This window comes from Corallococcus sp. CA054B, assembly GCF_003611625.1.
Classification (GTDB): domain Bacteria; phylum Myxococcota; class Myxococcia; order Myxococcales; family Myxococcaceae; genus Corallococcus; species Corallococcus coralloides.
In genome coordinates, this window is the sequence record NZ_RAVY01000293.1 from 1 (window position 1) to 8,686 (window position 8,686).

At 69.2% G+C, this 8,686-nt stretch carries 8 protein-coding genes; 5 read left to right on the plus strand and 3 right to left on the minus strand.

Features of this window, described 5'->3' with window-relative positions:
- A partial coding sequence (locus D7V80_RS38810; protein ID WP_147447363.1) for a PleD family two-component system response regulator occupies positions 1-474 on the plus strand: 474 nt, incomplete at its 5' end.
- A 12-nt stretch (positions 475-486) separates the two neighbouring features.
- Here the strand turns inward: D7V80_RS38810 and D7V80_RS38815 are convergent.
- Both D7V80_RS38815 and D7V80_RS38820 read right to left on the minus strand, forming a co-directional pair.
- Positions 487-1,188, minus strand: a complete 702-nt coding sequence (locus D7V80_RS38815; protein WP_120592842.1) for a tetratricopeptide repeat protein — start codon at positions 1,186-1,188, stop codon at positions 487-489.
- A gap of 32 nt (positions 1,189-1,220) precedes the next feature.
- A complete protein-coding gene (locus D7V80_RS38820) occupies positions 1,221-2,531 on the minus strand; it encodes a radical SAM protein (protein ID WP_120592843.1) in 1,311 nt (436 codons plus the stop codon).
- Between the two features lie 181 nt (positions 2,532-2,712).
- On the opposite strand from D7V80_RS38820, the gene ald reads away from it, so the two are divergent.
- From ald to D7V80_RS38840, 4 genes are all read left to right on the plus strand, one after another.
- On the plus strand, positions 2,713-3,840 hold the full coding sequence (gene ald / locus D7V80_RS38825; RefSeq protein ID WP_120592844.1) for an alanine dehydrogenase: 1,128 nt from the start codon (positions 2,713-2,715) through the stop codon (positions 3,838-3,840).
- Positions 3,841-4,061: 221 nt separating this feature from the next.
- A complete protein-coding gene (locus D7V80_RS38830; RefSeq protein WP_120592847.1) occupies positions 4,062-4,703 on the plus strand; it encodes a sigma-70 family RNA polymerase sigma factor in 642 nt (213 codons plus the stop codon).
- Between the two features lie 51 nt (positions 4,704-4,754).
- Complete coding sequence (locus D7V80_RS38835) at positions 4,755-5,606, plus strand: anti-sigma factor (protein WP_120592845.1); 852 nt, start codon at positions 4,755-4,757, stop codon at positions 5,604-5,606.
- A 188-nt stretch (positions 5,607-5,794) separates the two neighbouring features.
- Positions 5,795-7,504 (plus strand): response regulator, encoded by a 1,710-nt coding sequence (locus D7V80_RS38840; RefSeq protein ID WP_120592846.1) that lies wholly within the window; start codon positions 5,795-5,797, stop codon positions 7,502-7,504.
- A gap of 72 nt (positions 7,505-7,576) precedes the next feature.
- Here D7V80_RS38840 and D7V80_RS38845 read toward each other — a convergent pair.
- On the minus strand, positions 7,577-8,686 hold a 1,110-nt coding region (locus tag D7V80_RS38845; protein WP_233586054.1), incomplete at its 5' end, for a hypothetical protein.

An 8,686-nucleotide genomic window follows, 5' to 3' on the forward strand; every position in this document is an offset into this window, starting at 1 on the left:
GCCGCGGCCCCCGCCGCCCCTGCTCCCGCTGCGGCTCCGGCCGCACCCGCCACGGGTTCCGGCGGACTCCCCAAGGCGCCGATGGCCGCCGGGGGGCGCAAGCCGCGCATCCTCATCGTGGACGACAGTGAGATGACCGCGCGGATCATCGAAGCGGACCTGGTCTCCAAGGGCTTCGAGGTCCACGTCGCGGACACCGCGGACAAGGCCACGAAGATCATCCTGAAGAAGCAGACGCGCCCGGACCTGGTGCTGCTGGACGTGCGCATGCCCAACGTGAACGGCGAACAGTTCTGCCGCTTCATCAAGAGCAACAGCCTCTTCAAGGGCATCAAGGTGCTGCTGTGCTCCGGTGAGAACGTCGAGGAGCTCCAGCGCATCTGCCGCGAGGCCGGCGCCGACGGCTACATCCCCAAGGACGCCGTGATGGGCAACCTCGTCGCCAAGGAGCTGATGCCCCCTGGCGCCGAGTAGTCGCCGCGCGCCTCAGGGCTTCGCCGCCGCCTCGGGCGTCACGGACGCATCGGGCGCCGCGGTCTCCTGGGCCGGGCAGCTCGTCTTGGCGGCCCGCTCCTGCAGCTGCTCCTGCACCTCCGCGGACTTCGCCTCGGAGGGCTTCGCGTTCTCCACGAAGCGCTGGTACGCGGCCAGCGCCTCGCAGGGCTTGCCCAGCGCGTCGTAGGTCTTCACCAGCGAGTTGAGGATGGGACGCTGGCCGGGCTGAAGGTCGAAGGCCTTCTGCAGCGCCGCCGCGGTCTCCTCGGTTCGCCCCAGCGCCTCCAGCGAGAGGCCGCGCCACACGTGGTAGCTCGCGTTGTCCGGCTGCGCCGTGACGAGCGCGGTGGCCGCCTTCAGCGCCAGCTCCTTCTCTCCGGCGCGCGCGTTGGCCGTGTACGCCAGCTGGAGCAGGACGATGTTGGGGCCGCACTTCTCACCGAACGTGTCCGTCACGCGGGTGAGGCCCTTCATGTCGCCGGTGTCCAGGAGCAGCTGCGCCAGCTGCTGCGCCTTCGCCTTGTCGCACGGCGTCTCCGCCAGCTCCTCGCGCAGCTTGCGCACGAGCGGCTTCTTCAGGCCGTGGTCGAACTCCGGCTCCTCGGGCGCCTTGCTGCACGCACCGAGGACGGCGCCGGAGGAGAGACAGAAGACGGCGAGGCGGAACGCGGAACGGAAGGAGGAAGCGGACATGCCGTCCTGCGTAGCCCTTCCCTCCCGGACGGTCAAACCTCCGGTGAGCCCGCGGCGTTCTCCCGCTCGTCCAGGCCGCGCGCGAAGTTGCCGATGATGAGCCCCGGCCGCGCCGCCTTCAGCCGCTGGAGCAGCGTGCGGATGCCCACCGGCTCGCCGCCCGCGCCCACGCCGCGCGCGACCTCCAGGTACTGGAGCGGATCAATGCACAAGGAGCGCGTCTGCACCTGGTCCACGCGGTACTTGCGCACCAGGTTCTCCAGCGCCTGGACTTCGCCCTCGCGGTCGGTGACGCCGGGGAACAGGAGCAGGTTGAGCGCCAGGTACGCGCCCCGCTCGCGGGCCAGCGCGATGGAGGCCTCCACGTCCTCCCAGCCGTACTTCACCGGCTTGTAGTAGGCCTCGTAGAGCCCCTTGGACGCGGAGTTGAGCGACACGCGCACGGCGTCCAGCCCCGCGTCCAGCAGGGCCTTGAGCCCGTGCGTGAGGCTGGCGTTGGTGTTGATGTTGATGGAGCCCTTGTCCGTCTTCGCGCGCATCAGGCGGATGGACTCCGCGATGAACTTCCAGCGCGTGAGCGGCTCGCCTTCGCAGCCCTGGCCGAAGCTCACCATGGTGCGGCCCGGCGCGTGCTCCAGGTGGTACAGGCCGATGGCCGCCATCTCCTCCGCGGAGGGGCCGTCATCCATGCGCTCGTGCGAGGCCGGCGGGCCGTCCGCGGGCTGATCCGAGATGCAGCCCACGCAGCGCGCGTTGCACATCACCGACGCGGGGATGGCGCCCTCGTCGCGCGCATAGAAGATGTTCTGCGACGTGAAGCACCGGTACAGAAGCGCGCACGTCTTCAGCTGCTTGAGCACGCGGCTGTCCGGGAAGCGCTTCATGTGCGCGGACACCAGGCCCTTGAGCTCCGGCGTGGAGTACGCCTCCGGCTCCCAGTGCGAGCGCCGGTCGGTGTGGATGGCCCACGCGAGCGGCCCCTTCTCTCCCCACGCCGCCGCCGTGTACGCCCACTGCGGCAGCACCGGCCCGCTGCCCTTCACCTCTCCGGGCAGGAACGTGCGCGTGTAGCCGGGGGGCAAGAGCGCGCCCACGGCATTGGGCACGAAGGTCTTTCCGCCCACCTTCATCTCGCGCACCAGCTCCAGCTCACCGGAGTCCGGGTTGAGGCCCACGGGCAGGCGGCCAGGCAGGTGCACCAGGCGCCCGGCCGCTGGCAGGGCGATGGGCTTGTCCTGCGGGGGCACCAGCTCCTCGCCGCTGCGCAGGGTGGCGATGAGGTAGGGATGCTCCATGACCCGGCCCTTGGGGTCGGCGAAGAGCAGTTTCGGCGCGTGCGTCATGCACTGTTAACTAACACGGGTGGGCCGCCCTGCGTCCAACGCCTCGCGTCATATGGATGGATGAATGAGGCCCATCACGGCCGGCCCGTTTCCACGCCAGAGCGCGCCTTGAAAGCGCTCATGCCCTGGTCTATGGGTCCGCCACGTTTTCCAGGCAGTCCCCCATTCGTCGGAGGCAGTCGTGATCGTCGGAGTCCCCAAGGAGATCAAAACCCGCGAGTACCGTGTCGGCATGGTGCCTGCGGGCGTGCGCGCGCTCACCATGGCGGGGCACACGGTGCTGGTCGAGACGAACGCCGGCGTCGGCTCCGGCATCCCGGATTCGGAGTACCAGCGCGTCGGTGCGCAGATCATCAGCAGCGCGGATGAGGTGTGGAAGCGCGCGGAGATGATCGTGAAGGTGAAGGAGCCCATCGCGCCGGAGTACGAGCGCATGCAGCCCGGGCAGATCGTCTACACGTACTTCCACCTGGCCGGCGTGGATCCGGAGCTGACCAAGACGCTGATCAAGAAGAAGGTGACCGCGGTCGCCTACGAGACGCTCCAGCTGGACGACGGCAGCCTCCCGCTGCTCAAGCCCATGTCCGAGGTGGCCGGCAAGATGGCCATCCAGGTGGGCGCCGCGTGCCTGGAGAAGGCCCACGGCGGCAAGGGCATCCTGCTGGGCGGCGTGCCCGGCGTGCGCCGCGGCCGCGTGGCCGTCATCGGCGGTGGCGTGGTGGGCCTGTGCGCTGCCAAGGTCGCCGTCGGCATGGGCGCGGAAGTGACCATCCTGGACGTGAACCTGGAGCGCCTCACCTACCTGGACGACGTGTTCCTCGGCCGCGCGCAGACGCTGGCGTCTGACACGGAGTCCATCTCGCGCACCGTGCGCGAGTCGGACCTCGTCGTCGGCGCGGTGCTCATCCCCGGCGGCAAGGCCCCGAAGCTGGTGTCGCGTGAGCTCATCGGCGAGATGGAGCCCGGCTCCGTCGTCGTCGACGTGGCGGTGGACCAGGGCGGCTGCATCGAGACCTGCAAGCCCACCACGCACGACAACCCCACCTTCACCGTGAGCGACGTCGTCCACTACTGCGTGGCGAACATGCCCGGCGCGGTGCCCCAGACGTCCACCTTCGCGCTCACCAACACCACCCGCCCCTACTCGCGGAAGATCGCGGACCTGGGCCTGGTGGAGGCCGTGAAGTCCGACCGCGCCCTCCAGCGCGCCATCAACACCTACAACGGCCACATCACCTACGAGGCCGTCGCCAAGGACATGGGGTACGACTATGTGCCCCTGATGGACGCACTCAGCGGCAAGAAGTGATGTAGCGGTTGCCTGGAGGGGACGGTTGTACGGGTGTCCTGTCCGGTTCCCACCCTGTGGAATAAATGATCCCGCCGAGCGTCTCCGCACTCCAGAAGCGGGCATGCGGGCGGCGCGGCAGGGGAAAGCGTTGTTGACCCGTCTGTTCCGGTGCATAGATTGACCGTTAGGCAGGCGACGCATTCCCCAATCATTTCGGGCCCCTGGAAGGCGGGAGCATGATGCTGGACTTCAGGCAACCCAACCGGACGAAGCAGGAATTCGAAGAGCTGGCGCTCGCACACCTGGACCCGCTGTATTCGGCGGCGCTCCGGTTGACCAAGAACGAGCGCGACGCCGAGGACCTGGTGCAGGACACCTGCATGCGGGCCTACCGCTTCTTCGACAAGTTCGAGCGCGGGACCAACATCAAGGCCTGGCTCTTCAAGATCCTCACGAACACCTTCATCAACCGCTATCGCCGCAAGGTGAAGGAGCGCACGGTGGTGGAGGGCGTGGAGCGCGAGGCGGTGCATGAGCGCTTCGTGAGCCGGGACGCGACGGACTTCGCGGCCAACCCGGAGCAGTACTTCTTCGACCGGCTCCTGTCGGACGACGTGCTGCGCGCCATCGACTCGCTGCCCATCGACTTCCGGCTGGTGGTCATCCTCGCGGACCTCCAGGAGTTCTCCTACAAGGAGATCGCGGAGATCCTCGAGTGCCCCGTGGGCACCGTGATGAGCCGCCTCTTCCGCGGCCGCAAGCTCTTGCAGAAGACGCTGCGCGAGTACGCGGAGGGCCAGGGCGTATTCCGGCACGACGGTGAGCCGGCGCAGGCTCCCGCGGATCTGGAAGAGTTCCGGCGCCGGAAGAAGGCAGGCTAGAAAGAGGTTGGAGGGGCGTCGCAGTCCCTCCGCCCACCTCATCGAGCGCCCATGACCTGCCAGGAACTCGAGCGGTTGCTGTATCCGTACCTCGACGGTGAATTCCAGCCCGAGGAACGCCACGACGTGGAGTCGCATCTCGAAGGCTGCGCCGCGTGTGTCGCGCGCGTGGACGAGGAGATGCAGCTTCGTCAGACGCTTCGCCGCGCGGCGAAGCACTCCATCTCCGCCCAGGGCACGCGCGCGCCGGCGTCGCTGCGCGCGGGCATCCAGTCCGGCCTGCACCGCGAGCACCGCCGCGCGCAGGTGAGCCAGTGGCTGCGCGCCGGGGCCATGGCCCTGGTGGTGGTGACGGTGAGCGGCGGCTGGATGATGTATCAGTCCGGCAAGGCGCAGAAGGCCACCATCCTGGAGGCCGTGCAGCGCCACACGCGCCAGCGGCCCCTGGAGTTCGTCGCGGGCACGCCGGAGCAGATCGAAGCGTGGTTCAACGACAAGGTGGAGCACCGCATCACCCTGCCCCGCCTCCAGCAGGCGCAGCCCGTGGGCGCGCGCTTCTCCACGCTCAACGGCCAGGAAGTCGTATACGTCAGCTACGAGACGCAGCCCCGCCTCACCAACGAGCCCAAGCGCAACATCGGCGTGTTCGTCTATCCGGCGACAGGGCAGCGGGTGATCAAGGACGAGGGCCCCACGGTGGAGAACGTCGCCGTGGACTCGAGCCAGGCGTACAACGTCGTGACGTGGCGTGATCAGGACGTCACCTACGAGCTGGTGACGGACCTGGACGACGCCGCCATCCTGCAGATGCTGCGGGATCAGGAGCACCGCTCGAACGGGCTCGTGCGCCCCGCGCAGATGAAGCCCGCGGTGAGCGTGCAGCCTGTCTCGCTACAGCCCTGAAGCCCTCGGATAGCGGGGGCTCGGGTGGTCGGCTGCTCAACTGAATACCGGGCGTTGCGCCCGGTGTGAAGATTGACGGTCCCACACATGGCCGATAGCCTCGACGGCGTCTTCACTCTCGCGCGCCGCCGCTGCTGTCTCTCGCGGTGAAACACCGCGCGCCGCACCCCCAGGATGGCCGTCCCTTCATGTCCAAGCGAATCCTGATCGTCGAAAGCGACGCCACCCTCGCCACCAACCTGCAGCAGGCCCTGGAGGCGCGGGGCTTCTCCGCGCAGACGACGGGCGACGGCAAGGGCAGCGTGGAGCTGATCCGCCGTGAGCGGCCGGACCTCGTGGTGCTCGCGGTGGACCTGTCCGCGGGACAGAACGGCTACCTCATCTGCGGCAAGCTGAAGAAGGACGACGAGCTGAAGACGGTCCCCATCGTCATCATCGGCAGCCCGGACGGCTTCGCGGCGCACAGCAAGCTGAAGGCGCGCGCGGACGAGTACGTGGCGAAGCCGGTGGACACGGACGCGCTCATCGACCGCGTGGGCGGCGTCATCGGCTTCCCGGAGCCGCCTGTCAGCAACGAGGTGGTGGAGGACGAGAGCCTCACGCTGGACTCCCTGGGTGAGGAGCCCGCGACGGACTTCGGCTCGGAGGAGATCGCCGTCGACACGGGCGAGGACGCCCCGGTGGCCGGGGAAGACCTGGACATGCTCGACGACGCCTTCAGCGACATGTCCGAGCCCGTGACGGGCACGCCCGAGGAGCCCGTCGTCGCGCCGCCGGAGGAGATGGAGTCCCCGTCCGGCCTGGAGGAGATCTCCGCGCTCGACTCGCTGGGCCCGGACAACGACGACTCGCTGGACATGCTGGGCGGCCTGGACGAGCCGGAGGAGAAGACCGTCATCGGCTTCATGCCGCCGGTGGAGCCGGAGCCCGTCGCCGCTCCGGTGACGCCGGCCGCCGCTCCGGGCCCGTCCGCCGCGGACCTGGCGGAGCTGCGCAACCTGCGCGCGAAGGTGGCGGAGCTGCAGAGCGCCCTGGAGGACGCGCGCTCGGAGACGACGCAGGTCGAGGAGCGCGTGCAGTCGCTGGAGTCCGAGCTCCAGGAGAAGGCCACGGAGCTGGAGGCGTCCCGCTCCACCGCCGGCAAGAGCGACAAGGACACCTTCGCGCTGCGTGACACCGTCAACAAGCGCGACAAGGAGATCCTGCGGCTCAAGTCGGAGCTGAACCAGAAGGACCAGGAGATCATCGAGCTGAAGGATCAGCACCTGGAGCTGGAGCAGAAGGCCTCCACCTCCGATGAGGAGCTGAACCGCCGCGACGCGCAGATCAAGACGCTCACCACGCGCACCGAGCAGCTCACCACGGAGCGCAAGCGCGTGGATCAGCAGCTGGCCACCGCGAAGGAGGAGGCGCGCGGCGCCACCGCGAAGCTGGGCGCGCTCCAGACGGAGCTGGATCAGCACCAGGTCCATGCCCAGGCGCTCCAGGGCGAGGCGGACAGCCTGCGCGCCCAGCTGGCCCAGCAGGACGCGGACCTCCAGGCGGCGCGCGAGGAGGCCGAAGGGCTGCGCTCGCAGGTGGAGGCGGCGCAGGGCGAGCTGGAGGGCCTGCGCGGCGAGCTGGAAGGCCTGCGCGGCCAGCTGGAGCAGGCCCAGGCGGACCTCTCCAACCAGAGCGCCCAGGCGGCCGCGGAGGCGGACGGCCTGCGCGCGCGCATCACCGAGCTGGAGCAGGCGGCGGCGCACAACGAGGAGCGCGTGACGAAGCTCTACGCGCGCATCAAGGGCGACGAGAAGCTGCGCGAGAAGACGAAGAAGGCGCTGGCCATCGCGCAGCAGCTGCTGGACGAGCCGGGCACCGCCGTGGGCGACGACGCCGACGAGGAAGCCGCGGCCTGAAGCACCGCGGTACCGCCTGACGAGTCGGGGGAAGGCGCGGGTTGAGCCGCCCTCCCCCGCTCCACGGCCCGGCTACTTGCCGCCGGGCGCCTGCTTGGGGGCCGTCTTCTTCTCGTGCAGCTTCTTGGCGAAGGACTGCACGGCGGCGGGCACGTTCTTGTCGCGGGACAGCTCCTTCAGCTCCGCGTCGCGCAGCGTGTTGAGGAACTTCATGGTGACAGTGAGCGGCACCTTGGGGTTCTTCACCAGCGCGAGCTTCACCTTCTGCATCTTCGTCCACTCGCGGTTGTTGTAGATGACGCGCAGCACGTCCTCGTTGATGGCGCGGTTCGCGGCGCACGCGAGCACCTCGCCGTCGGTGATGCGGGGGCTGCGGATGACGGCCACGCAGACGAGCTTGTTGGTGTCGCGGATGAGGGCGGAGCGGGCCTCCTTGTTGCCCAGCGTGCCCAGCTTGATCTTCTCCGCGATGGACATCTTCATGATGCGCTGAGCAAGCGTCATGCGCTTGCCCTCCTCCATGGGAGCGGCGTCCTCGGCCTGCGCCTCCGTGCCCAGCTCCTTGAGCACCTCCTCCGCGGTGGGGCCCGGATCCGGCGGCGCGGCGGCGGCCTGCGGGCCGTAGATGCGCACGCGCGCGGCCTGCATCGCGGGCACGTCCGCCAGCACCAGGCCGCTGCGGACCGCGAAGTCGCAGACGCTGTCCACCAGCGACACCGGGACGCCGGGGTTGGCGCACAGGCCGCGGATGATGTCCTCGTTGCGCAGCAGGCGCAGCTGGTTCTGGGAGATGATCTCCGCCACCTTCGGGCTGCACGTGCTGGCCACGCTGGCCACGGCGTCGTCCGGCGTCTCCGAGTTGAGGACGAGCATCTCCGCGTAGGCTTCCTTGTCCTTGAGCAGGCCCAGGAAGTAGCCCAGCACGGGGGGCTGCACGCCCTCGTCGCGCAGCGCGGAGCCGAGGATGCGGTCCGGCAGGCCCGAGGACGTCTTGGCGGCCGTCTCGCGCACGTTCGCGTCCGGGTCGAACGTGAGCATGTAGAGGGCGCCCAGCATGTCCGCCGGATTGAGCGGCACCAGGGACTTGGCCGCCATCATCCGCAGGGGCACGGGGGCGTTGGGGTCCACGTGCTTGCGCAGGTTGGGCGGCAGGAACTCCGCGTTGAAGGGGCAGCCCGGGGG